Origin of the sequence: Bradyrhizobium sp. BLXBL-03, assembly GCF_051853015.1 — a bacterium.
Lineage (GTDB): Bacteria > Pseudomonadota > Alphaproteobacteria > Rhizobiales > Xanthobacteraceae > Bradyrhizobium > Bradyrhizobium manausense.
In genome coordinates, this window is record NZ_CP182470.1 from 5132815 (window position 1) to 5156595 (window position 23781).

Annotated in this window: 26 protein-coding genes; 7 read left to right on the forward strand and 19 right to left on the reverse strand. The window is 64.5% G+C overall.

Features of this window, described 5'->3' with window-relative positions; translation table 11 throughout:
* Positions 1–14 precede the first annotated feature (14 nt).
* From ACNJX9_RS24750 to ACNJX9_RS24785, 8 genes are all read right to left on the reverse strand, one after another.
* Positions 15–257 carry a hypothetical protein gene (locus ACNJX9_RS24750; protein ID WP_057758315.1) on the reverse strand — a complete coding sequence of 81 codons (243 nt, stop codon included), beginning with the start codon at positions 255–257 and terminating at the stop codon, positions 15–17.
* Between the two features lie 33 nt (positions 258–290).
* Entirely contained in the window at positions 291–554 is a 264-nt protein-coding gene (locus tag ACNJX9_RS24755; RefSeq protein WP_439404636.1) for a hypothetical protein, read from the reverse strand.
* A gap of 15 nt (positions 555–569) precedes the next feature.
* Positions 570–797, reverse strand: a complete 228-nt coding sequence (locus tag ACNJX9_RS24760) for a hypothetical protein (RefSeq protein WP_439404637.1) — start codon at positions 795–797, stop codon at positions 570–572.
* Positions 794–997: a hypothetical protein gene (locus ACNJX9_RS24765; RefSeq protein WP_057758321.1), complete on the reverse strand. Its 204-nt coding sequence runs from the start codon at positions 995–997 to the stop codon at positions 794–796. Before ACNJX9_RS24765 ends, ACNJX9_RS24760 begins: the two co-directional genes overlap by 4 nt.
* A 12-nt stretch (positions 998–1009) precedes the next feature.
* Entirely contained in the window at positions 1010–1195 is a 186-nt protein-coding gene (locus ACNJX9_RS24770; protein ID WP_439410122.1) for a hypothetical protein, read from the reverse strand.
* A gap of 147 nt (positions 1196–1342) precedes the next feature.
* On the reverse strand, positions 1343–2614 hold the full coding sequence (locus ACNJX9_RS24775; protein WP_439404639.1) for a cytochrome P450: 1272 nt from the start codon (positions 2612–2614) through the stop codon (positions 1343–1345).
* A gap of 74 nt (positions 2615–2688) precedes the next feature.
* A complete protein-coding gene (locus tag ACNJX9_RS24780; protein WP_057758324.1) occupies positions 2689–3015 on the reverse strand; it encodes a hypothetical protein in 327 nt (108 codons plus the stop codon).
* Between the two features lie 106 nt (positions 3016–3121).
* Entirely contained in the window at positions 3122–3895 is a 774-nt protein-coding gene (locus ACNJX9_RS24785; RefSeq protein ID WP_057758326.1) for a ferredoxin--NADP reductase, read from the reverse strand.
* Positions 3896–4053: 158 nt separating this feature from the next.
* Between ACNJX9_RS24785 and ACNJX9_RS24790 the strand changes: the two genes are divergently transcribed.
* Positions 4054–5250, forward strand: coding sequence for an amidohydrolase family protein (locus ACNJX9_RS24790; RefSeq protein WP_271603200.1), 1197 nt, complete (start codon positions 4054–4056; stop codon positions 5248–5250).
* Between the two features lie 113 nt (positions 5251–5363).
* Here the strand turns inward: ACNJX9_RS24790 and ACNJX9_RS24795 are convergent, their stop codons facing one another.
* The 8 genes from ACNJX9_RS24795 to ACNJX9_RS24830 all read right to left on the reverse strand — a co-directional run bounded on the left by ACNJX9_RS24795 (position 5364) and on the right by ACNJX9_RS24830 (position 13602).
* Positions 5364–5819 (reverse strand): MarR family winged helix-turn-helix transcriptional regulator, encoded by a 456-nt coding sequence (locus ACNJX9_RS24795; protein ID WP_057758331.1) that lies wholly within the window; start codon positions 5817–5819, stop codon positions 5364–5366.
* A gap of 12 nt (positions 5820–5831) precedes the next feature.
* A complete protein-coding gene (locus tag ACNJX9_RS24800; protein ID WP_057758333.1) occupies positions 5832–6536 on the reverse strand; it encodes an ABC transporter ATP-binding protein in 705 nt (234 codons plus the stop codon).
* Positions 6533–7324: an ABC transporter ATP-binding protein gene (locus ACNJX9_RS24805; RefSeq protein ID WP_271621122.1), complete on the reverse strand. Its 792-nt coding sequence runs from the start codon at positions 7322–7324 to the stop codon at positions 6533–6535. The genes ACNJX9_RS24800 and ACNJX9_RS24805 overlap by 4 nt, the downstream gene beginning before the upstream one ends.
* Positions 7321–9210 carry an ABC transporter permease gene (locus ACNJX9_RS24810; protein ID WP_057758337.1) on the reverse strand — a complete coding sequence of 630 codons (1890 nt, stop codon included), beginning with the start codon at positions 9208–9210 and terminating at the stop codon, positions 7321–7323. The genes ACNJX9_RS24805 and ACNJX9_RS24810 overlap by 4 nt, the downstream gene beginning before the upstream one ends.
* Positions 9211–9398: 188 nt before the next feature.
* The gene (locus ACNJX9_RS24815; RefSeq protein ID WP_439404642.1) at positions 9399–10601 is read right to left on the reverse strand and encodes an ABC transporter substrate-binding protein; all 1203 of its coding nucleotides are present in this window, start codon (positions 10599–10601) and stop codon (positions 9399–9401) included.
* A 50-nt stretch (positions 10602–10651) separates the two neighbouring features.
* Positions 10652–11236, reverse strand: a complete 585-nt coding sequence (locus ACNJX9_RS24820; protein WP_057758342.1) for an amino acid synthesis family protein — start codon at positions 11234–11236, stop codon at positions 10652–10654.
* Between the two features lie 15 nt (positions 11237–11251).
* A complete protein-coding gene (locus ACNJX9_RS24825; protein ID WP_439404644.1) occupies positions 11252–12148 on the reverse strand; it encodes a UPF0280 family protein in 897 nt (298 codons plus the stop codon).
* The gene (locus ACNJX9_RS24830) at positions 12145–13602 is read right to left on the reverse strand and encodes a hypothetical protein (protein ID WP_057758346.1); all 1458 of its coding nucleotides are present in this window, start codon (positions 13600–13602) and stop codon (positions 12145–12147) included. The genes ACNJX9_RS24825 and ACNJX9_RS24830 overlap by 4 nt, the downstream gene beginning before the upstream one ends.
* A gap of 260 nt (positions 13603–13862) precedes the next feature.
* Between ACNJX9_RS24830 and ACNJX9_RS24835 the strand changes: the two genes are divergently transcribed.
* Positions 13863–14345 carry a (2Fe-2S)-binding protein gene (locus tag ACNJX9_RS24835; RefSeq protein WP_439404645.1) on the forward strand — a complete coding sequence of 161 codons (483 nt, stop codon included), beginning with the start codon at positions 13863–13865 and terminating at the stop codon, positions 14343–14345.
* Positions 14345–17860 carry a molybdopterin cofactor-binding domain-containing protein gene (locus tag ACNJX9_RS24840; protein ID WP_439404647.1) on the forward strand — a complete coding sequence of 1172 codons (3516 nt, stop codon included), beginning with the start codon at positions 14345–14347 and terminating at the stop codon, positions 17858–17860. Before ACNJX9_RS24835 ends, ACNJX9_RS24840 begins: the two co-directional genes overlap by 1 nt.
* 1 nt (position 17861) lies before the next feature.
* Here the strand turns inward: ACNJX9_RS24840 and ACNJX9_RS24845 are convergent, their stop codons facing one another.
* Entirely contained in the window at positions 17862–18830 is a 969-nt protein-coding gene (locus ACNJX9_RS24845) for a catechol 2,3-dioxygenase (RefSeq protein WP_057758353.1), read from the reverse strand.
* Between the two features lie 364 nt (positions 18831–19194).
* On the opposite strand from ACNJX9_RS24845, the gene ACNJX9_RS24850 reads away from it, so the two are divergent.
* From ACNJX9_RS24850 to ACNJX9_RS24865, 4 genes are all read left to right on the forward strand, one after another.
* Entirely contained in the window at positions 19195–20934 is a 1740-nt protein-coding gene (locus ACNJX9_RS24850; RefSeq protein ID WP_083514787.1) for an ATP-binding protein, read from the forward strand.
* A gap of 183 nt (positions 20935–21117) precedes the next feature.
* Complete coding sequence (locus tag ACNJX9_RS24855) at positions 21118–21708, forward strand: peroxidase-related enzyme (RefSeq protein WP_439404649.1); 591 nt, start codon at positions 21118–21120, stop codon at positions 21706–21708.
* A gap of 10 nt (positions 21709–21718) precedes the next feature.
* A complete protein-coding gene (locus ACNJX9_RS24860) occupies positions 21719–22198 on the forward strand; it encodes an MgtC/SapB family protein (protein WP_057758359.1) in 480 nt (159 codons plus the stop codon).
* Positions 22199–22307: 109 nt separating this feature from the next.
* Complete coding sequence (locus ACNJX9_RS24865) at positions 22308–22970, forward strand: flavin reductase family protein (RefSeq protein WP_439410123.1); 663 nt, start codon at positions 22308–22310, stop codon at positions 22968–22970.
* 156 nt (positions 22971–23126) lie between these two features.
* On the opposite strand, the gene ACNJX9_RS24870 is transcribed toward ACNJX9_RS24865, so the two are convergent.
* Positions 23127–23279, reverse strand: a complete 153-nt coding sequence (locus ACNJX9_RS24870) for a hypothetical protein (protein WP_245317365.1) — start codon at positions 23277–23279, stop codon at positions 23127–23129.
* Positions 23280–23454: 175 nt separating this feature from the next.
* Entirely contained in the window at positions 23455–23688 is a 234-nt protein-coding gene (locus tag ACNJX9_RS24875) for a DUF6894 family protein (RefSeq protein ID WP_057758362.1), read from the reverse strand.
* Positions 23689–23781 lie beyond the last annotated feature (93 nt).

Here is a 23781-nt window from a genome sequence, read left to right on the forward strand (position 1 = left end):
GGAGGACCGCCTTCTCAGGTCTCGTCGGCGTCTGGCTCCTGTTCGAGTCGGTTGGCCGCGTGATCCTGATACTGCTCAGTCTGGATGGACTTGCCGTCCATGCCGCGAATGTCCGAATGCTGCTTCTTGTCGCGGTTGGACAGCACCATGTTGTCGCCGATCTTGTCCTTGGATACGTCCGTCATGGCCCCGGTGCCGTCGCCCTTACCGTGCATGCCGGACCTGAAATGCGTCTTGCTGCCATTTCCAGCTGGCATCGCTCTCTCCTATTGCAGTGATCTTGCGAAAGCTCAGTGCTTCTGTTGCGCCGGCGTCGGTTTCGGCGCCTCGTGGCCGCTCTGGCCGGGATCGTTGTGCTTGTTGTGATCGCTTTCCTGGTTAAGGCCGCCGCGGCTCACCGGAAATTCGCTGTGACGAGCCTCCGGGTTGACACGATGGACGCGCGTGTCTTGCGGGTTATGGCCGATGGCCTGCTCGAGCTCTCGCGCATCCGGAACATCCGGCTTCCGCTCGAAGATGCGCACCTGCTGTTCGTGAGTCTTCTTGCCCTGCATTCCAGGCCTCCAATCTTACCGGCCTCTTCGCGGCGAACCGCTGCGCGCGACATCCTTGTCGATACCGCCACCGATATTGACGTCATTCTCGACGTCGCCTTCGATCGTGTTCTCGCCTAAGACCTCATCGAGGTCGCCGGGCGAAACGCCTGCCATGTTCGCCCCCTTCGATCCGCCGATCAGTGGATTGTCGTGCAGATCCTTCTCTGTCGGCGCGTGGAGCTTGGGTTGCTTGCTGGTCATGGTACGCCTTTGCCTTTTCCGGCCTCGTCGTGCCTGTGATGGACATCGCGCTCTCCACCGCCGCCGGACACCCGGCTGTGGCTGCGCTGCGGATCGTCAGGCGGCGGCTTCTTGACCTCGAGTGGCGCCTTTGCATTCTCATGCGAGGCGCCGGGTCCGCCCTGACGGATGCTGTTGGGTGTCTTGGTGGATGTCGACATGACGCGCCCTCCTCAGCGATCCTGCTGATAGCCTTGGTTGGTCGTGTTCTGCTTGATGTTGCCTTGCTGTCCCTGCTGATCCGGATTCTGTGCACGTTGCTGACCGTGCGACATCTGATCGGCGGACATTTGCTTGCGATCGCCAGTTCCCTTGCGGCTCTGATTGTCCGGCGGAACAGGTGGCATCTTGCTGGCCATGATCTTGTCTCCGGTTAAGACGTAGATCTGCGACATGACCCCGAGGAACTCCCCTCCGCGTCATGTCGCGAGGACAACAGCACCAACGGCACACCGTTCCTGACCGATCACAACACGCAAAGATTTTCCGAAAGCGCGTCGGCGATGTCAGTTCGCCGCGGCGAGGGAACGATCATCTCTCGTTCCGGTGCGTGCGATCGTCCCTGTTCCGCGGGCCTCTGGCGTAACGGGAAGCTTCGCGATCGCGCGCAAGCCCGGCCGCTTGCGCCAGCGCACCTGCGTGGAATCGACAGCCAGATCGAGTTTCGGCCAGCGCACAAACAGTGCCTCGAGCGCGCAGGCCGCCTCGATACGCGCGAGTTGATGGCCCAGGCAGAAATGGATACCCGTCCCGAACGACATGTGCCGGTTGGGCTTGCGTTCGAGATCCAGGCGCTCCGGCTGCTCGTGCACCGCCGGATCCATATTCGCGGCGGCGAGCATCGCCATGACGCGGTCGCCCTTCTTCAACGGCACTCCCGCAAGCTCGATGTCTCTACGCACGTAGCGTGGCTTCGAAAACTGCACCGGGGAGACGAAGCGCAAAAACTCCTCCACGGCGAGCGCGGCGCGGCTCCAGTCCTGTTCCATCCAGTCCCGCAGTCCAGGATTTCTGAGCAGCTCGTAGACCGAGCCGCTGATCAGATGCGTGGTGGTCTCCGAGCCCGCCGCCAGCAGCAGGAACACCATCGATACCATTTCGTCCGGCGTGATCTCGCCGCCCTCGCGTTCGACCTGGACCAGTTCGGCAATCAGGCCCTCGCCGCCCCGCTCGCGCGCGATCTGCAACTGTTCCTGGAGGTAAGTCCGCATCTTGCGGAACGCGAACAGCAGGCGAAAGAAGCTGACGACGTTCGTCAGTGAGGACATCGCATTGGCCCAGGCGATGAAGCGCGGACGATCGGCCATCGGCAGGCCGAGCAGCTCTGAGATCACCGACAGGGGCAGAATGCGCGCATAGCGCTCAACCAGATCGGCCGGGATGCCGTTCGCGAACAGCTCATCGGCCAGACCATCCGCAATGGCGCGGATGCGCGGCTCCATCGCAACGATGGCCCGGCGGCGAAAGGCTTCGTCCACAATGCTGCGCAGCCTGGTATGGTCAGGCTCGTCCATCGTCAGCATGTTGTTGGCGATGGTCTTGACCAGCCCCGGCATCCACCAGCGCAGGCCGGCGATTTCGCCGTCTTCCTTGCGCAGCGTGAAGATCGTACTGTCCTTCAGCACTTGCGCCGTCGCATCGTGAGTGGTGGTGATCCAGACGTCACCGACGAGGGGGAAATGCGTGGCGACCACAGGGCCCTGCGCGCGCAGCGCGGCAACGGCCTTCGGCGGATCGCGAAAGAAGGCCTCGCTGGTGAAATCGAGGCGCGGTGCCATGGGATCACCAAATTGGTTCGTGGCGCCTCAACCAGATGGTGAGCGAGGCCACCGGCGCAAGGGCCGGAACCGGGCTATCCCCGCCCCGGCGAGCGTGGCCCCGCCTTGCGCTGCTGCTGCGTCGTATAGGCATCCCAATGGCTCCAGCTGCCATTGCTGAGGCTTTGCAGATCGGTGCCGAGCGGACGGCGCGTGCGCTTGTCATGCTCGGCGATGACGCGTTCGGACTGCGCAATCTTGCGCTTGAGTTCTCCGATGGTCTTCTGGGTCTCGCCGCTGCGCTTGGAGGACGCAATCTCGCCCATCGTGAAGCGCGCGGTCTCGAGCGCCTTCAACTCGGCGCGGTTTTTCTTCAACTGAACCCGGTGCCAGGCGATGTTGCTGTCGCTGTCCGCAACCATGTGGGAACTCCGCTGATTCGCTCCCACAGTGTATCAAGCGCCGAATCGGCGGGGCAACGCCCGGCCGGAGGCGAAAATGCGGTCTTATTGCGAGAAAACGCTGCGTTTAGCGTTCGGCAAACGCCTTTTCGACCACGAACTGGGCGGGTTCACCGTGGTTGCCCTCGACGAAGCCGCGCTCGCCCAGCAGCACGCGGGTGTCGGCGACAAGCGCCGGGCTGCCGCAGATCATGACGCGGTCATGGGCTGCCTCGATGGCCGGCAGGCCGATGTCGGTGAACAGCTTGCCCGAAGTAATGAGGTCGGTGATGCGGCCGCGGTTGCGGAAGGGATCACGGGTCACGGTCGGGTAATAGATCAGCTGGTTCTGGATGTACTCGCCGAGCAGTTCGTCGTTCGGCAGGTGCTCGGTGATCATCTCGCCATAGGCGAGTTCCCTGACGTGACGGCAGCCGTGCAGCAGCACGACCTTCTCGAACCGCTCATAGGTCTGGGGATCCTTGATCACGCTCAGGAACGGCGCGAGACCTGTGCCAGTGCCGATAAGGTAGAGGTTGCGGCCCGCTTCCAGATTGTCGATGACCAGCGTGCCGGTGGCCTTGCGGCTGACGATGATCTCGTCACCTTGCTTCAGATGCTGGAGGCGCGAGGTCAGCGGACCATCGGGCACCTTGATCGAGAAGAATTCGAGCGTGTCCTCGTAATTGGCGCTGGCGACGCTGTAGGCCCGCAGCAGCGGCTTCTCGCCCACCTTGAGCCCGATCATGGTGAATTCGCCGTTGCGGAAACGGAAGGTCGGGCTGCGGGTGGTCTTGAAGGAGAACAGCGTGTCGGTCCAGTGGTGGACGCTCAAAACGCTTTCCTGATTGAAATTGCTCATCTCACCCTTCCGTTTCGCTTCTCACGCGGTCTCGAGGCGGTCAGCTATGCGTCGTTTGTATACGATCATTCGTATACTAATGAATAATCCCGCTTGATCCCGCGGTCAAGGCTGCCCAAGATCGAAAGCGTTGCAGTTGGGAATGAGGAGCCCTTTCCATGGCGCATGACGCACCCCAGGCCACCGGACCCTCGAAGCTGGTGATCCGCAATATCGGCCTGATCCTATCCGGCGCGCTGGAAAAACCCATTCTGGACGGCGACACCATCGTCGCCGAGAACGGCAAGATATCAGCCGTGGGGCGTTACAAGGACCTCAACACCGAAGGTGCGACCACCATCGTCGACGCCAACGGCACGACGGTCACCCCAGGCCTGATCGACAGCCACGTCCATCCTGTCGCGGGCGACTGGACGCCGCGGCAGAACCAGATCAACTGGATCGACAGCTCGCTCCATGGCGGCATCACCACCATGATCTCGGCGGGCGAAGTGCACATGCCCGGCCGCCCCCGCGACGTCGTCGGGCTGAAGGCGATGGCGATCTTCGCCCAGCGCGCGTTCTGGACGCTGCGTCCGGGCGGTGTGAAGGTTCACGCCGGTGCGCCGGTGATCGAATGCGAGATGGTCGAGGAAGACTTCAAGGAAATGGCCGCCGCCGGCGTCAAGCTGCTCGGCGAAGTCGGGCTCGGCGGTGTGAAGGACGGCCCGACGGCGCGCAAGATGGTCGGCTGGGCGCGCAAATACGGCATCCAGAGCACCATTCACACCGGTGGCCCCTCGATCCCCGGCTCCGGCCTGATCGACAAGGACGTGGTGTTGGAGGCCGATACCGACGTGGTCGGCCACATCAATGGCGGCCACACCGCGCTGCCCGACGACCAGATCCGCTGCATCTGCGAGGGCTGCAAGCGCGGGCTCGAGATCGTTCACAACGGCAATGAGCGCTCGGCGCTCTACACGCTGCGCATCGCGCGCGAGATGGGCGATCTGCACCGCGTCATCCTCGGCACCGACGGGCCGGCCGGCTCCGGCGTGCAGCCGCTCGGCATCTTGCGCATGGTCTCGATGCTGTCCTCGATCGGCGAGCTGCCGGCCGAGCTCGCGTTTTGCCTTGCCACCGGCAACACCGCGCGGATGCGCGCGCTCGATTGCGGCCTCATCGAAGTCGGCCGCGCCGCCGACTTCGTCATCATGGACAAGGCCCAGCACTCGCCCGGCAAGAATATCCTGGAGAGCGTCCAGCTCGGCGACCTCCCCGGCATCGGCATGACCATCATCGACGGCATCGTGCGGACGCAACGCAGCCGCAACACGCCGCCGGCCGGGCGGGTGCCGGAGGTGGTGGCGAAGTGACGGCTCTTGCCGTCATTCCGGGGCGCGCGTAGCGCGAACCCGGAATCTTGCGCAACAGCCTCTGGATTCCGGGTTCACGCGCGATGCGCGTGCCCCGGAATGACATGGTCAATTCACCTAAGCTTGTTCAGCAACGCCATCAACAGCTCGCGCTCTTTCGCATCGAGCGGTGCCAGCGTTTCGCGCGTGATCGCAATCGCGTTCGGCGCGAGTTTCTCGGCAAGCTGCTGACCGGCGCGCGTCAGGCTCACCAGGAGGCGCCGACCGTCCTCGGGATCCTGGCTGGTCTCGGTGAGGCCGCGGGCCGTGAGGCGGTCGATCACGCCCTTGATGGTCGCGACGTCCATCGCCGTCAGCCGTCCGAGCTGGTTCTGCGAGCACGGCCCGGTCTCGGCGAGCTTCGACAGCGCCGCCCACTGTGTCGGCGTCAGGTTGACGCCGATGTCGCGGGAGAAGATCGCGCTGTGGCGCTGCCAAACCTGGCGCAGGATGAAGCCGACCTGCTCGTCGAGCACATAAGGAGGTTTTGCCGGTTTGACGTTCTTCTTCGCCGTAACGCTTCTCGCCATCCGTCCCCGCCCTCACAACGACAAATGCGCGTCACGAATATCCGGACGCGCGTCAAGCTCGGCCATGGTGCCGCCGAAGCAAATGCGGCCGCGCTCGATGATATAGGCGCGATCGGAAATCAGCCGTGCAAAATGCAAATTCTGCTCGGAGACGACGATGCTGACGCCTTCCTTCTTCATGGTCAGGATGGCATCGACCATCTGCTCCACGATCTTCGGCGACAGGCCTTCCGAGGGCTCATCCAGCAACACCAGCGATGGATTACCCATCAGGGTGCGCGCGATGGTCAGCATCTGCTGCTCACCGCCGCTCATGCGGCCGCCCGGACGATTCTTCATTTCGCCCAGATTCGGAAACAGCGCGAACAGCTTTTCGCGATCCCAGTGCGGCGCATTCGGCCGTTTCGGCTGGCGGCCGACTTCGAGATTCTCCTCCACCGTCAAATCGGTGAAGATGCGCCGCTCCTCCGGCACGTAGCCGAGCCCCTCGCGCACGATCTCATGCGTCGGCTTGGCCGAGACGTCCTTGCCCTCGAACATGATGCGGCCGGTGCGCTGCGCGACGAGGCCGACGATCGAGCGGAACGTGGTCGACTTGCCGGCGCCGTTGCGACCGAGCAGTGCCACGACCTCGCCCTCACCGACCTCGAAACCGATGTCGAACAGGATATGCGCGGGGCCGTAATGGCTGTTGAGGTCTTGCACCGCGAGCTTCATGCCGAGGCCCCCTCGCGATGCCCGCCCTCGTACAGCAGACCCTCGCCAAGATATATCGCCTGCACCTGCGGATTGCCGCGCACCTCGGCCGGCGAGCCCTCGGCGATCAGCGTGCCGCGATTGAGCACGATGATGCGGTCGGCATGCTCGAACACCACGTCCATGTCGTGCTCGGTAAAGAGCACGCCGATCGACTTCTCCTTCGCGATCTGTGCCGTGAGCCGCATCAGCTCGACGCGCTCGCGCGGCGCCATGCCGGCCGTCGGCTCGTCCATCAGCAAGAGCTTCGGATCGTTGGCGAGCGCCACCGCAAGCTCGAGGCGCTTGAGGTCGCCATAGGCGAGCTCGCCGCAGGGCCGGTCCGCATAGCCGCTCATGCCGACCAGCTCGAGCAGCCGGCCGGCCTCGTTGCGGTCGACGTCAGGCGCCGAACCCCAGAAATTGAACAGCTGCCTGCCATGCGAGATCAGCGCGACCTGCACGTTCTCGCGGACCGTCATGGTCGCGAAGGTCGCCGTGATCTGGAAGGTGCGCCCCACGCCCATGCGCCAGATCTCGCGCGGCTTCTTGCCAGTGGTCTCCTCGCCAAGCAGGCGCACTTGGCCGCTATCAGGCTTATTCTGGCCGTTGAGCATGTCGAAGCAGGTGCTCTTGCCCGCGCCGTTCGGGCCGATCAGCGCCAGGATCTCGCCTGATCGCAGCGAGAACGAGACGCCGCGGACGGCATGGATGCCGCCATAGGATTTGGTCAGGCCTTCGACCGCGAGAAGTGGGGGTGCGAGGCTCATTCGGCAGACTCGATCGGCTTGGCGAGTAAGGAGGATCCCGGCGGCGATGACTTCCTGCGGCGCTGCGCCAGCACCTCGAGCATGCCGACGATGCCCTTGGGGAAGACGACGACGATCAGCACGATGAAGCCGCCGAGCACGAGCTTGGACAGATCGGTCTGGCTCACCAGCCAGATGTTCAGCGCCTTGTAGACGATGGCGCCGATCACCCCGCCGGACACCGTTTCGACCCCGCCGAGCAGCACCATGACCAGCGCATCGACCGAGAGCGAGATGCCGAGATTATCAGGGAACACGCTGCCCTTCAGATAGGCGAACAGCGCGCCGCCGATGCCGGCGGTGGTGCCCGCGATCACGAACGCCGTCCACTGGATGCGCTTGGCATCGATGCCGACGGCCTCGCTGCGCAGCACCGAGTCACGCGTGGCGCGCAGCGCGTAGCCGAACGGCGAGAACACCGCGATCCTGAGCGCAATGGTGACGAGCGCCGCAACGCCGAGCGCCAGCCAGTAGAAATGCGACGGGCTCGCAGCCCAGCTCGCGGGCCAGACGCCCAATATGCCGTTGTCGCCACCTGTGACGCTGACCCACTGGAACGCGATCGACCACACGATCTGCGCAAAGGCCAGCGTCAGCATCGCAAAGTAGACGCCGGAGAGCTGCACCGCGAAGAAGCCGAACACGGCGGCCCCCATGCAGCCGAGCAGCGGGCCGAGCAGCAGGCAGACAATCATCGGCAGTCCCGCCAGCTTGGCGAGGAACGCGACGCCATAGGCGCCGAGGCCGAAATAGGCGGCGTGGCCGAACGACGCGAGCCCGCCGACCGACATCAGGAAATGCAGGGAGACGGCGAAGATCACGAAGATCGCGATTTCGGAGCCGACGGTCAGCGCGTAGTTGCCGGCGAACAGCGGCAGCAGCGCCGCGACGACGAGCGCCGCCAGCGACGCCAGCCGCTCGTTCGACGTCAGTGGACGCCACGGATTGACCGTGAGGCCCGGCGTCTTGCGCGCGGCCGCCTCCGGCTTGCCGAACAGGCCCCAGGGCCGGACGATCAGCACCACGGCCATCACCAGGAAGACCAGGATGATGGAAATTTTTGGAAAGATCAGGATGCCGAACGCGTTCAGCTCGGAGACAAGCACCGCCGCAACAAAGGCGCCGACGATGCTGCCAAGGCCGCCGATCACGACCACGACGAAGACCTCGACGATGATGCGCAGATCCATGGCGTGATGCACGGCATCGCGCGGGATCTGGAGCGCGCCGCCGAGGGCGGCAAGGAAGACGCCGACCGCGAACACCGACGTGAACAGCCATTTCTGATTGACGCCGAGCGCGGCGACCATGTCGCGGTCCTGCGTCGCCGCGCGCACCAGGACGCCCCAACGCGTGCGCTGGAACAGCAGCCAGAGAATGCCGAGCACGACGGGCCCGAGCACGATCAGGAACAGATCGTAGCTCGGGATGTTCTGGCCAAAGAAATCGACCGCGCCCTTGAAGCCCGGCGCGCGGCGGCCGACGAGATCGTCAGGCCCCCAGATCAGCACGACGAGATCCTCGACCATCAGCGTGAGGCCGAAGGTGCCGAGCAGCTGGAATAGCTCGGGGGCGTGATAGATGCGACGGAGCAGCACCATCTCGACGAGGACGCCGATCAGCGCGACCGCCAACGCCGCCGCGACCACCCCGCCCCAGAAGCCGAACGCTCCGGAGAAGCGCTCGGTCAGCGTGAAGGCGATATAGGCGCCGATCATGTAGAAAGCGCCATGCGCGAAATTCACGATCCGCGTCACGCCAAAGATGATCGACAGGCCCGAGGCCACCAGGAACAGCGACGCTGCGCTGGCGAGTCCGGTCAGAAACTGTACGACGTAAAAGGCCATCGGCGGTCCGGGTTGGATTTAGTGCGATCCCGCGACGAGCGCGGGCCTTGTAGGGTGGGTTAGCCCCTGCAGATGCGCAGAGCGCATCTGCTCGGCGTAACCCACCACCTTTTGTCGTGTTGCACCGAAGATGGTGGGTTACGCCTCCGGCTAACCCACCCTACGGCAGCGGAGTTCGGAACGGCCTCTCAATCCTTCGGGCGCAGCTTCTCGATTTCGGCATCACCAGGCAGATAGTCCGCGCCCTTCTTGTAAGCAGCGTCCACCATCACGCCCTTGCCGTCCTTCTGCGCGGTCTTGCCGACGAAGGCCCCTAACGTCGACTGGTGGTCGATCTTGCGGAAGGTGATCTCGCCGAACGGCGACGGCATCGAGATGCCTTCGGCGGCCGCGATCATCTTGTCGGTATCGGTCGAGCCGGCCTTGGCCAGGATCGCCGCCGCCGCCTTGATGGTCTGGTAGCCGACGATCGAACCGAGGCGCGGATAATCGTTGTACTTGGCCTGATAGGCCTTCAGGAACGCATCATGCTCGGGCGTCTTGATCGAGTACCAGGGATAGCCGGTGACGATCCAGCCTTCGGGCGTCTCGTCCTTGAGCGGATCGAGATATTCGGGCTCGCCGGTCAGGAACGACACGACCTCGCGCCCCTTGAACAGGCCGCGGGTGTTGCCTTCACGCACGAGCTTGACGAGGTCAGGGCCGAAGGTGACGTTGAGGATGGCTTCCGGATTGGCCTGCGCCACCGCCTGCACAACCGGGCCCGCATCGATCTTGCCCTGCGGCGGCCACTGCTCGTCGACCCATTGGATGTCAGGACGCTTCTCCGACATCAGCTTCTTGAACACTGATACCGCCGACTGGCCGTATTCATAGTTCGGCGCAATCGTCGCCCAGCGTTTTGCCGGCAATTTGCTGGCGGCCTCCACCAGCATGGCGGCCTGCATGTAGTTGGAGGGACGCAGGCGGAAAGTGTACTTGTTGCCCTTCGCCCAGGTCACGGCGTCCGTCAGCGGCTCGGCCGCGAGGAAGAACACCTTCTTCTGGTTGGCGAAGTCGGAGACCGCAAGGCCGATATTCGACAGGAACGTGCCCGTCAGCATCGCAACGCCCTCGCTGGAGACGAGCTCGTTGGCCGCGGTCTGCGCATCGGCCGGCTTGCCGCCGTCGTCCTTGGAGACGACGACGAGCTTCTTGCCGTTGATGCCGCCAGAGGCGTTGATCTCTTCGACCGCGAGCTGCCAGCCCTTGCGGTAGGGTTCGGTGAATGCAGGCAGCAGCGAGTAGCTGTTGATCTCGCCGATCTTGATGTCCTCCGCCAGGGCCGAATGGCCCATGCCGGCAGCCAGAAGCGCAAAGGCCGCGCCGACGACGTAATTTCTTGCTCGCATCCCAACCTCCAGTTTTTAACTCGCCAGAATCTTCTGTTTCAGACCATCTTCTATTTCAAACCGTCTTCACCCTTGATCTCGGCGACCGTCAGCCCGCCCACGCGCGGCAATGGACGGCCGCTGTCGGTGACGGCGACGGCCACCATGATCTCGTTGGCGCGCGGCGCGTCGTTGATCTGCACTTCCATGCCGTCGAAATGGCTGCGCACGAAGGCGGCGTCCTTGTGCCCGAGCGGAATGTCGAGCGTGGTGCCGGGGCCGCTGCGCTTCTTGGACGATGGAATCAGCGCCGCACCCTTGCCCAGAACTTTCCGCACCGGCGCGCCCATCTTGGGATGCAGGATCGCGGCGGCATGTTCGAGCTCGCCGTTCTCGCCGACCGCGGCGGCCTTGCCGTAGCTGTGCGCCTTGGCGCCATCGATGCCGAGCGCCGCCACCGCGCGCTTCGCCAGCAAATCACCAAGCTCCTCGCCGATCGCGATCAGCGGCGAGAGATCTTCGACATATCGTCCGGCAAAGGGATTCTCGATCACGGCGATCGCCGCCGCGCGCCTGGTCGGCGGCGAAACCTGACGGCCCATCTCCATCTGCGTCTCTTCGACGACGGTGACGATCTTGCGGATGATCGCGCTCATGCTTCACGTCCCTGTTCAGGCATCGACCGCGTTCTCCAGCACCAGCGGGCGCGATCGTTGCTCTTCTATGGTCCTGGTTCCGATGACAAGCATATCACCACAAAGCCTGAGCACGGCACCCTCGATCAATCCGCGATCGAACAATTGCCGTGCACATTCCGCGCCAGATTCGAGCGCGGCACCGATCTCTGCTTGCGACAATTCCCCGACGTCGCGGGTGACGAGACGCGCGCCGAGATCGCTGTCGGGCTGAAGCTCGTTGGCGGGTTGCCTGACGATGGCGGGATGGCCGGGCAGATCGACGGCATTGGCGATCACGGTCGCTGCCGCGTCGGCCTGCGAGGCGGTCGCCGCCAGCACCGTCACCGCATCGGCAATGCCGAGCGAAAAGCTGCGGCCATGGCGGCCGCTGGTGGCGATGCCGCGCACCGGATCGTCCGCATCGATCCTTATGGCGCGCATTACGCCATCGCGGTCGGGCCGATCCATCAGGCCGACCGAAAAATGCTCGCCCCGCGCGAGATGCAGGGCGATGTCGCCGCCATTGTTGACATAGACACGGTCGAGCGAGGCGGCGCCCAGCATCGCGCCGAGAATCTCCTCGGCCACGCTGCCGGCCACTGCCGCCATGGGCGTGATGAAACGATCGGCGGCGTAGGGCGCGACAGCTGCATGCATCCGGCGCGCGACGACGCCCTGCAGCGAAGTTCGCGCCTCGGCGGCCTTGCGCAGCTCCGGCAGCTCCGTACAGAGCTCATCGAGCAGCCCGGTGAACCGCCGCGATGCAGCCTCATAGGCCGCGCGCACCTGATGCGCCGGGCCCCTCGCCTCGACGATCAGGTCAATCGGTCCATCCTGCAAATGCAGCCGCCGGCCATCAGACAGCAATGCGATTTGCGGGAGACGTGTCATGCCCGTCGTCCCGGGATCGGATGCTGCCAGGGCAGCTGACGGACATCGTCGCCGCCTTTCACCTCGGACAGCGGCTTGACATAATCCATGTGCCCGCCGAGCGCGGCATAGTCGGACAGTTTCATCGTGAATTCGATCGGCGCGACCAGCGCCGGCGTCGGCACATAACCGAACGCGCCCGCGGGCATCTGCGTCACGTCGACCATGTAGGTGATGCCGCCGCCCGGCCAGACGTAAACCGCCGCGCCACCGCTGGTGACGCGCGTCAACGCGTCCTTCACCGAGCGCGTCAGCCGCACCGGATTGTCGGTGACGCCGGCGCGCAGCGAACCGCCCGCACCGGCCATGAACAGCACCGTGCACAGCGCCGGCTCACAATTTTCCTGGATGCGCTCGACCGTGAATTTCAAATCGGCCGGCATCTCGGTCTCGACCGGCTTCAAGGCCTCGTCGAGCACGTAGTAGGACGAATGCTCGCCTGTCGTGGACACCATCAGCATCGACAGGCCAGGCTTGGCCTCCTTGGGATCGAACGGCCCGAGGATCGCAAGCGGATCGGAGATATTGGTTCCACCCCACCCGGTGCCGGGATCGGCGACCTGGAAATAGCGGCCGGGCGTCGAGCGCCGGCCCTTCATCTTGATGCCGGTGTCGGCGATGTCGAGCAGCTTTCCCGCCTGATGCTCGGACAGCACGCCGGTGATGTGGTCGTCCACCACGACGACCTCATCCACCTTGCCGTGCCATTGCTTGGCGAACATGCCGATCGTCGCCGAGCCGCAGCCGACGCGCATGCGCTCTTCCCTGACGCCGTTGACGATCGGGGGCTGGCCGGCCTGCACCACAACGCTGGCGCCGCCGTCGATGGTCAGTTCCACCGCCTTGCAATTGGCAAGGTCCATCAGCGTGTCGCAGGTGACGCGACCCTCTTTCTTGGAGCCGCCAGTCAGATGATGTACCCCGCCGAGCGACAGCATCTGCGAGCCGTATTCGCTGGTGGTGACGTGGCCGACCGCCTCGCCCTGTGCCCGCACGGTCGCGGTCTCAGGGCCGAGATAGCGGTCGGTGTCGATCTTCACCTTGACGCCGCAATAGGAGAAGATGCCCTCGGTGACGACGGTCACCATGTCGACGCCGTCGACCTCGGAGGAGACGATGAAAGGCGCCGGCTTGTAGTCGGGATAGGTCGTCCCCGCGCCGATCGCGGTCACGAAGGTCGAGGGTTCGTGAACGAGCTTGCCGTCCCAGTCTTCGCTGCGGCTGAACGGCACCAGCTTGCCGCCCTGCGACACGGTGCGTTCCAGAATGACGTGCGGATCGACGCGGACGAGCTTGCCGTCGTGATTGGCATAGCGGTCGCAAGCGCCCGCCGCGCCCGGCTTGATGTAGCACATCACCGGACAGGCATCGCAGCGGATCTTGTCGGTGGCTGCGCTCGTCGTTTCCATCACCATGTCAAAGCCAGCGAAGCGTGCGGTTATCATTCGTATACGAACGATGTTGCGCGCGGTCCCGATAGCTGTCAAGCGGCGCCGCACGCGAAAAGCCGCGCCTGCCGAATAAAACCTCATTTGCCTCCCGGCCTTGTCCACAAAGCGGGCAGCCACGCTGCACTGCGGCATGACGGCTTGCACGTTTGTGTACAAACGGTATCGTCGCGACTTAGATTTTGAGCGAACTGGAAATTTCGCGACCGCAGGGTTTGGGAACGAGGATGACGCAGCCACCGATCCGCCTCACCGTGAACGGCAGGATCCACGACGTCACGGCGGAGCGCCAGACGCCGCTGCTCCACGTGCTGCGCAACGATCTCGGACTCAACGGGCCGAAATATGGTTGCGGCCTGGGTGAATGCGGCACCTGCACTGTCCTGATCGACGGCGCGGCCGCCCGCTCCTGCGTGATTCCGGTCGGCGGTTGCGCCGGGCGCGACATCGTGACGCTCGAAGGCCTCGGTACAAGCGACAAGCCTGACGTGGTGCAGCAGGCCTTCATCGACGAGCAAGCCGCGCAATGCGGCTACTGCCTCAACGGCATGATCATGACCACCAAGGCGCTGCTCGCGATCAACCCGCAGCCGACCGAGCAGGAAGCGCTCGCGGCGTTGCGCTACAATCTCTGCCGCTGCGGCACGCATGTCGAAATCCTGCGCGCCGTGATGCGCGCCTCGAGCCAGCTCGCCGGGGCCGTTGATTGATGGCCTCTCTCGTTTCGGATGCAGCTGCGCGAGGCTCGCTCATCGTCGTCCGCACGGTGGACGAGGTCACATCGGAAACCTTCATCCGCATCACAGCGGACGGTTCGGTCACGGCCTATAACGGCCATGTCGATCTCGGCACCGGCATCCGGACCGCGCTCGGCCAGATCGTCGCCGAAGAGCTGGACGTCTCCTTTGCGCGAGTCATCGTTGTGCTCGGCGACACGGCGGTCGTGCCGAACCAGGGCGCCACGATCGCCAGCGAAACCATCCAGATCACGGCCGTTCCGCTCCGCAGGGCTGCAGCGCAAGCGCGACAGTTCTTGATCGCGCGCGCGGCCGAGCGGCTGGAACTGCCGGAGACTGAGCTCGAGATCGAAGACGGCCTGGTGCGCGGTCATAATCATAGCGTCAGCTATGGCGAGCTGATTGGTGGCGAAACCATTCGTCTCGAACTGGCCGACGATGTTGCCGTCAAGGCCGCCAGCGACTACGCCATCGTCGGCCAGTCGATGCCGCGCGTCGATCTTCCCGCCAAGGCCACAGGCGAATTGACCTTCGTGCACGACATCCGCCGGCCCGGCATGCTGCATGGCCGCGTGGTGCGCCCACCCTACTCCGGCGTCGATGCGGGCCCGTTCGTCGGCACCAGCCTGATCGCCGTCGATGAAGCTTCCGTGCGCGGCATTCCCGGCATCGTAGCCGTCGTCCGCATCGGCGATTTCGTCGGTGTCGTCGCCGAGCGCGAGGAGAATGCGATTCGCGCCGCCGAGCAGCTCAAGGTGAGCTGGAAGCCGACGCCTGATTTGACCGATCTCGCTGAAGTCGAGACCGCGCTCCGCGCCCAGCCGTCGACCCCCCGCACGCTGATCGACAAGGGCGACGTCGATGCGGCGATCTCGGGCGCGGCCAAGCCGATGCGGCGTACTTATGTGTGGCCGTACCAGATGCACGCCTCCATCGGCCCGTCCTGCGCGGTCGCGGATTTCCAGGACGGCAATATCCGGGTCTGGTCCGGCACGCAAAATCCGCATGTGCTGCGCAGCGATCTTGCGCTCCTGATCGAGCGTCCCGAAAGCGAGGTCGAGGTCATCCGCCTGGAGGCCGCCGGCTGCTATGGCCGCAACTGCGCCGATGACGTCACCGCGGATGCGCTGCTGCTGTCGCGCGCGGTCGGTCGGCCCGTGCGCGTGCAGCTGACGCGCGAGCAGGAGCACGCCTGGGAGCCCAAGGGCACCGCGCAGCTGATCGACGTCAATGGCGGGCTCGATGCTGATGGCGGCATCACTGCTTACGACCTCGCCACGCGCTATCCCTCGAACGCGGCGCCGACGCTGGCGCTGCTGCTCACGGGGCGCATCTCGCCCGAGCCCGCGGTCCTGCAAATGGGTGACCGCACCGCGATCCCGCCTTACGACTACGACCACATGCGCGTCGTCGCCCATGACATGGCGCCGATCGTGCGCGCGTCCTGGTTTCGCGGCGTCTCGGCGCTGCCGAACACCTTTGCGCATGAATCCTACATCGACGAGGCCGCGACCGAAGCCGGCGTCGACCCGATCGAATATCGCCTGCGTTATCTGAAGGACCAGCGCGCCGTCGATCTCGTCAACGCGGTGGCCGAACGCGCCGGCTGGACGCCACGTCCCGTTCGCGAGGAGAAGGACGGCGAAATCGTGCACGGGCGCGGCTTTGCCTACGCGCTCTACGTCCACAGCAAATTCCCCGGCTATGGCGCCGCGTGGTCGGCCTGGGTTGCGGACGTTGCCGTGAACAAGACCACCGGCGAGGTCAGCGTCACCCGCGTCGTCGCGGGGCAGGATTCGGGCCTGATGATCAATCCGGACGGCGTGCGCCACCAGATCCATGGCAACGTCATCCAGTCCACCAGTCGCGCGCTGATGGAAGAAGTTTCGTTCGAGCGGGGCGCGGTGGCGGCGCGCGAATGGGGCGCCTATCCGATCATCCCCTTCCCCGACGTGCCGAAGATCGACGTCCTGATGCTGCCGCGTCAGGACCAGCCGCCGCTCGGCGTCGGCGAGTCCGCGTCAGTCCCGAGTGCAGCCGCGATCGCAAATGCGATCTTCGATGCCACCGGCGTGCGCTTTCGCGAGCCTCCATTCACGCCCGAACGCATCCTGAAGGGCCTGAACGGTGAAACGTCGCCGGTGCCGCAAGCCCTGCCCGCACCCGCAGCGCCGAAATCGTCCCGCATCTGGGAGAATCCCTTCGCAAGACGCGCCGGCGTCTTCGCGACGATCGCGGCCGTCTGCACCGCCGCGATCGGCATCGGCGCCGCGCTGCTGACCGGGCGCGCCATCGCGCCGATCGCGCGTCCCGACGCATCGGTCTATTCCGCGGCAACGATCGCACGCGGCGCACAGCTTGCCGCGCTTGGCAATTGCGCGGAATGCCATACGAGCTTCGGCGGCGTGCTCAACGCCGGAGGCCGCGCGCTGCAGACGCCGTTCGGCACGATCCATTCGACCAACATCACGCCCGACGTCGAGACCGGCATCGGCGCCTGGTCCTATCCCGCCTTCGAGCGCGCGATGCGCGAGGGGCTGCATCGCGACGGCCGGCAGCTCTATCCCGCCTTTCCCTACACGCATTTTTCGAGAACCCGCGACGCCGACATGCAGGCGCTCTACGCCTACCTGATGGCGCAGCCCGCGGTGCGCGCGACAGCGCCCGCGAACGCGCTCGCCTTTCCATTCAACGTTCGACCGCTGCTCGCGGGCTGGAATGCGCTGTTCCATGGGGCGCGCGAGTTCAAGCCCGATCCCGCCAGGTCCGAGCAATGGAATCGCGGAGCCTATCTGGTCGAGAGCCTCGGTCATTGCAGCGCCTGCCATTCGCCGCGCAATGCTGTTGGCGCCGAGCAACACCAGGCCTATCTCGCCGGCGGCTTTGCGGAAGGTTGGGAGGCGCCGCCATTGACCTCGCTCTCGCACGCGCCGATCCCGTGGAGCGAGGACGAGCTGTTCACCTATTTGCGGACCGGCCATTCGCGCTATCACGGCGTCGCGGCCGGGCCGATGGCACCGATCGTGAGGGACCTCAAAGCCCTGCCCGATCAGGACATCCGCGCGATGGCGGTCTATCTCGGCTCGTTCAACGATACCCTCGCCGATGCGCCCGCACTCGCGACGAAGCTCGAGAGCGCAACCCAGGTCACCGTGACATCATCGAGCGGCGCGCGGCTCTATCAAGGCGCCTGCGCCGTCTGTCACGAGGTCGGTGGCCTGCCGCTGTTCGGCAGCCGGCCTTCGCTGGCGCTCAACAGCAATCTGCACAGCGCGACGGCGGACAATCTGGTGCAGGTGATCCTGCACGGCATCAGCGAACCCGTATCGAGCGATCTCGGCTACATGCCAGCGTTCAAGAACAGCATGAGCGATGCGCAGGTCGAGGAGCTCGTCACCTTCCTGCGCAGTCAGTTCGCGCCGGACAAGCCGGCCTGGACCGGCTTGCGCGAGACGATCGCGCGCGTGAGATCGTCGACGATGCACTAAATCAAGCGTGCGTCTTCATCTCCACCGGAGGCGTGCCATGGGTGTGGAACGACTCGATTGTCTTCAGCCCCCAGGCCTGGCCCTTCTTGCGCTCCTCTTCCGTCCACACGATCGGCTTCCAGTCCGGCGCGAGGATCAGGCGCGCGCCGGCATTGGCGACTTCGACGCGGTTGCCGCCGGGCTCGTAGACATAGAGGAAGAAGGTCTGCTGTATCGCGTGCTTGTGCGGTCCGGTCTCGATATGCACGCCGTTTTCCAGGAAGATATCAGCCGCGCGAAGAATCTCCTCGCGGCTGTCGAGCGCGTAGGTGACATGGTGGAAGCGGCCGGGCGTGCCGGAATGGTCGAGCGAATAGGCGAAATCGTAGCTCTTGTTCGACATGGTCAGCCACATCGCAGCCTCGCGGCCGTCATTGAGCACGATCTGCTCGGTCAGCCGGCAGCCGAGATAGGTCTCGAAGAATTCGCGGTTGGCCTTGATGTCGACGGCGAGGCAGTTGAGATGGTCGAGCCGGCGGACATTGACGCCGCGCGCGGGAAAGCGCTGCGCCTGGTTCTTCAGCGCCGGCTTCAGCTCCGGCGGCGCCTGATACCATTCGGTCTCGTAATAGAGTTCGACGATGTGTCCGTCGGGGTCGCGGCAACGGAACGTCGGTCCCTGCCCCATGTCGCCGTCGATCCAGCCGATGTCGAAGCCGGAGCCTTTCAGCGCAGCGACGCGGCGTTCAAGCGCCTGCTGGCTGCGCGCGCGCAGAGCCATATGCTCCATGCCTGACGTCTTCGAGGCCGTCAGCTTGAGCGAATAGCGCTCGTAATCGTCCCAGCCGCGCAGGTACACCGACTCGCCCTTCCGCCCGCTGATGGTCATGCCCATGACGTCGACGAAAAACTTCAGGCTCTCGTCGGGTTTCGGCGTCAGCAGCTCCATGTGGCCGAGATGAGCGAGATCGAGGATCGGTTCGGGCTGCATGGGTGTTCTCCAAAGCCTCGGTGGGCGCGGCTCATTTGTACTAATGTACAAATGATTAGCTCCCGTCAACAAACCGGTGCGTGCCGGCCGACGAGCAGCCCCGCCTCGCCACTGCGAATGGTCATCCTCCCCAACGGCGGACGGACTGCCCGAATGGTAAAACTTTCCTTAAGTCGAATGAGGCTCAAGGGCCTGGAAGGCCGCCATTTTCGGGCGGTTTTCGGCAGCAAGCATGCACTCGGAACAACTCTCGCCATCGAATTGTAGCGGATTTAACAAAGCCCCCGCGGCAGCCGTTTAACCGTTTGTGCAGCGACACCCCGCATAGTCGCAGAAACAGTCTGACTTTTCAGGTTCATCCATCGTGACATCCTTTGGACGCGTGATTTCGGTACGTGGATCGCTCGCCCGGGTCGGGCTTCTGGCGCAGAGCCAGATGTCGATCTCGGAGGTACGGGCCACCGTCGGCCGCTTCGTCAGCATCCGCTGCGCCAGCTCGGTCATCGTCGCCATGATCACCGAAGTGTCCTGCGAGAATCTCGCGAGCACCGGCGAATACGTCGCGATCGCCTCGGTCGACCTGCTCGGCGAAATCCTCAACGCCGCCGACAAGGCCAAATTCCAGCGCGGCGTCACCAATTATCCGACCATCGGCGATGCCGTCGACCTGATCACCAGCCAGGAGCTGCGCACGATCTACGCGCCGACCGGGTCGGACCAGATCAATGTCGGCTTCCTCCAGCAGGACCGCTCGGTCATCGCCTATGTCGACATCGAGGAAATGCTGTCCAAGCATTTTGCGGTGCTGGGATCGACCGGCGTCGGTAAATCGACCGGCGTGTCGCTGCTGCTCAACGAGATCCTGAAGGCGCGGCCGAACCTGCGCATCTTCCTGCTCGACGTGCACAACGAATATGGCCGCTGCTTCGGCGACCGCGCGCTGGTGCTCAACCCGCGAAACCTGAAGCTGCCGTTCTGGCTGTTCAATTTCGAGGAAATCGTCGACGTGCTGTTCGGCGGCCGCGCCGGCGTGCCGGAGGAGCTCGACGTCCTCGCCGAGGTGATCCCGATCGCCAAGGGCATCTACACGCAATACCAAAACACCGACCGGCTCGGCCTCAAGCGCGTCGATCCCAAGCAGATCGGCTTCACCGTCGACACGCCGGTGCCGTACCGCCTGGTCGATCTGGTTTCGCTGATCGACGAGCGCATGGGCAAGCTGGAAAATCGCTCCTCGCGCATCATCTATCATAAGCTGATCTCGCGCATCGAAGCCGTGAAGAACGATCCGCGCTACGCCTTCATGTTCGACAACGCCAATGTCGGCGGCGACACCATGGCCGAAGTGATCAGCCATCTGTTCCGCCTGCCCGCCAATGGCAAGCCGATGACGGTGATGCAGCTCGCCGGCTTCCCGGCCGAAGTCATCGATTCCGTCGTGTCGGTGCTGTGCCGCATGGCGTTCGACTTCGGCCTTTGGAGCGACGGCGTCTCGCCGATGCTGTTCGTCTGCGAGGAAGCACACCGCTACGCCTCCGCCGACCGCAATATCGGCTTCGGGCCGACCCGCAAGGCAGTCTCGCGCATCGCCAAGGAAGGCCGCAAATACGGCGTCTATCTCGGCCTGATCACGCAGCGCCCTGCAGAGCTCGACGCCACCATCATCTCCCAGTGCAACACGCTGTTCACGATGCGTCTTGCCAACGACCGCGACCAGGCACTGCTGCGCGCCGCCGTGTCGGACGCGGCCGCGAACCTGTTGTCCTTCGTGCCCTCGCTCGGCACCCGCGAGGTGCTGGCGTTCGGCGAAGGCGTCGCCCTGCCGACGCGCTTGCGCTTCAAGGAAGTGCCGCCGCATCAATTGCCGCGCGGCGAGGCCACCATTTCGAGCGTGCCGTCGATCTCTGCCGGTCACGACATGCATTTCGTCGGCGCCGTGCTCGAGCGCTGGCGCGGTGCGACCTCGCAGCGCGACGTGCCGAACGACCCGGTGTTCGCCGCGCCGCCCGCCAGGACGCTCGCGCCGGCCGAAACGCCGATGCTGCAGCCCTCGCTGGGCCTCGACCCCGACCGCTTCTCGCTGCTGAAGAAGCCGCTGCGGTAAGGCCTCGCTCAATCCACATCGTCATTGCGAGCCATCGGGCCGCGCTTCGCGCGGACCCGGTGGCTCGCAATGACGGTGCAAGAGGCGCCAGCGCCGCTTCTTCGATCGGCATGCTGCTGGCACATTGAGGCCCCGGTCCGCATCGACTATGGTTTCCCGCCCCCAAGCCGGAAATCCATGCCAATGACAAAACCCGCAACGCAACGCTTCCTAGCCCCCGCTCTCGACAGCCTGCCGGACGACATCCGCACCCGCCTCCTCGCCGTGCAGGAAAAGAGTGGTTTCGTGCCCAACGTCTTCCTGACGCTGGCCTACCGTCCCGACGAGTTCCGCGCATTCTTCGCCTATCACGACGCGCTGATGGAAAAGGATGGCGGGCTCACCAAGGCCGAGCGCGAGATGATCGTGGTGGCGACCTCGGCCGCCAACCAGTGCCAATATTGCGTGATCGCCCATGGTGCGATCCTGCGCATCCGCGCCAAGAACCCGCTGATTGCCGACCAGATCGCGATCAACTACCGCAAGGCCGATATCACGCCGCGCGAGAAAGCCATGCTCGATTTCGCGATGAAGATCTCCGCCGACGCACAGCGGATCGCCGAGGAGGATTTCGCAAGCCTTGCCCCACACGGCTTCAGTGACGACGACATCTGGGACATCGCGGCGATCTCGGCCTTCTTCGCGCTGTCAAACCGTCTGGCAAATTTCACCGGCATGCGGCCGAACGACGAATTCTACCTGATGGGACGCCTGCCCAAAACCGAAAAGAAATGACCGAAAAGCAATGACCGAGCTCGACTGGAGCGAAATCCTGCTGCGCCTGGGCGTCGCCACACTTGCCGGCAGCGCGATCGGGCTCAACCGCGATTTGCAGGGCAAGCCGCTCGGGCTGAAGACGCTCGGCATCGTCGGCCTCTCCACCGCGACGGTGGTGCTGCTCGCGCTGCAGCTCTCCGAGCCCGGCAAGGTCGTCGATGCCACCAGCCGGGTCATCCAGGGCGTCCTCACCGGCATCGGCTTTCTCGGCGCCGGCGTCATCGTCCATGAAAGCGAGCGGCTTCGCGTTCGCGGGCTGACCAGCGCCGCCTGCACCTTCCTGGCCGCCTGCCTCGGCGTGGTCTGCGGCGCCGGACAGTGGAAGACCGTCGCGATCGCGCTGGCGCTGACCTTCGTGTTGCTCACGATCGGCCGCCGGATCGAGCGCCACCTGCACCGCATGCTCGGCGGCAAGGACGAGCCGCACGAGGACAACAGGCAGGCGTAGCAGCCCTTGCTCAAATCTTCCGCTCGCATATTGCTCCGACGCGCTGATAATTGCCGCGAAAGACTTCGCGGATGCCGCCACCGGCGACCGTTCGAACCTGAGAGACATGATGGATACCAGCGCTCACGACCCCGGCGACGTCACGTTCGACTTCCGCGAACTGTCCGCGCGCGACAAATACAAGCTCTTGATCGGCACCGTCGTGCCGCGGCCGATCGCGCTGGTGACGACGGTCGACCCCGACGGGAAGATCAACGCCGCGCCGTTCAGCTTCTTCAACTGCCTGTCGGCCGATCCGCCGATTCTTGCGCTCGGAGTCGAGAACCATCCGGACATGCGGTTCAAGGACACCGGTCTCAACATCCGCCTGACCGAGGTCTTCACCGTCAACATCGTCTCGCACGCCATTGCCGAAGCGATGCATGTCTGCGCCGTGCCGTTCGCGCCGGAGCAGGATGAACTTCAGGCCGCGGGCCTGACTGCGATGCCGGGCAAGACCGTGGCGTCACCCTGGATCAAGGAGGCGCCGGCCGCCTTCGAATGCCGCCGACATGTCACGCTCGAACTCGGCAAGTCGCGTCAGATCATCCTGGGCGAGATTCTATTCGCGCATTACCACGCGGAGGTCGTGGATGCCGAGCGCCTCCACATCGATCCGGCGAAACTCGATGCCATCGCCAGGCTCGGTGGCAGCACCTGCTCCACCATTCGCGACCGTTTCGACATGGAAACGCCGACGCTCGACGACTATTGGAGCCAGCGGCGGTCGTAGGCGATCGTCGATCACGGGGTCCTTGTTGCGCGAGCTCTAAGCTACCCGCGAGTTCCTGCAGCCTCGAGAAAGAGCGGCCCTCGCTCAAGGGGTTCGAGCGAAGGCCAAAGTAAAGGAGAGGAACGGGTCGCCAATCGTGGTGCGATTCCGTTGTTCCTAGGTCGGAGGCCGAAGTCCCGGCGACGAGACCCAATCGTCCAGATGCGCCGTGGTGTCCGCGTTGCGCGCCTGCTTGAGAAGCTGGTCCCGCTCGACGCCCGCTGGCAGCGCCTCGGCGCGCTCACGCATCGCGAGGGCAAGCCTCGCCAAGGTCTCTCGGAGTGTCTCGGCTTGTTGGACGCGACGCCAGTGCTTCATGTCGCACCCCCGTCCAATCAGGGATCCCGGGGTCCGATCAAGGATCCCTGGTTAACGCTACGACCGAACAACGCGGCGTTCTTCAACATAGGTTATGGCTGCACTGCGATTTAGACGGCCGCGACCGTCAGCCGAGGCTTGCGCGGATCGATATCTGCAAGACGCGCGCACCGTCCTCGGTCTGCACCTCCAGACGCCAATCATCGTCGGGCTGCAGATCACCATCGAGGTCGCGCAAGCAGTCGCCGGCGTACCGTGTCGCGACTTCCCAGGCCGCGCGTCGATCCGGAAGTTCCTGGCCAAGCTCGTCGCGGTCGTTCAACCGATCGCCGCTACAGATGTTGAAGTAGAATTTGGGCATCGCCAAACCCCGTCCCGGGATTCCTGACGGGTAAAGTAACCCATGTTAATTTCGTTCCTATTTCGCCCTGCTGGTTTTGCGCCGAAGGGGCGA